Genomic DNA, 547 nt, shown 5'->3' with positions numbered 1-547 from the left:
ATCATTGTTGGCACCCCAATTGCGGGACGCCCACATGCCGATCTGGAGCCCATCATTGGGATGTTTGTCGGAACCCTGGCACTACGCAATTATCCGACTGCAGAGCAGACGTTCCGCAGCTATCTAGAAGATGTGAAAATCCGGGCTTTACAAGCCTACGAGCACCAGGACTATCCATTTGAAAACCTGGTGGACAAGCTGAATGTGAAGCGGGATATGAACCGGAATCCGATCTTCGATACGATGTTTGTACTGCAAAACACCGAGCAAAGCGAGTTGAAGCTCAAAGAACTGAGCTTCCGACTATACGATATGGAGCAAACTCCAGTGAAGTTTGACCTGACGCTGGAAGCGAGAGAGGAAGAATCCGGAATACAGTTCGGATTGCAGTATGCGACCACGCTATACCAGCGGGAAACAATTGAGCAGATCACACGCCACTTTGTACGGTTGGCTGAAGTGATTGCGGCTAGCCCAGATACCACATTGAGTGAGCTGGAATGGATTACAGTGGAAGAAACAGTGGATGTACTGAAAGTGCATCAAG

Annotated in this window: 1 protein-coding gene; it reads left to right on the top strand. The window is 49.4% G+C overall.

Annotation, left to right across the window (positions count from 1 at the left end):
* On the top strand, nt 1-547 hold a 547-nt coding region (locus E0698_RS26295), incomplete at both ends, for a condensation domain-containing protein (RefSeq protein ID WP_192513435.1).

The sequence above is a fragment of the Paenibacillus sp. 23TSA30-6 genome, from assembly GCF_014858585.1.
Classification (GTDB): Bacteria; Bacillota; Bacilli; order Paenibacillales; family Paenibacillaceae; genus Paenibacillus.
Note: the sequence above shows the minus strand (reverse complement) of the source record. Positions and strands in the feature narration are given on the sequence as shown.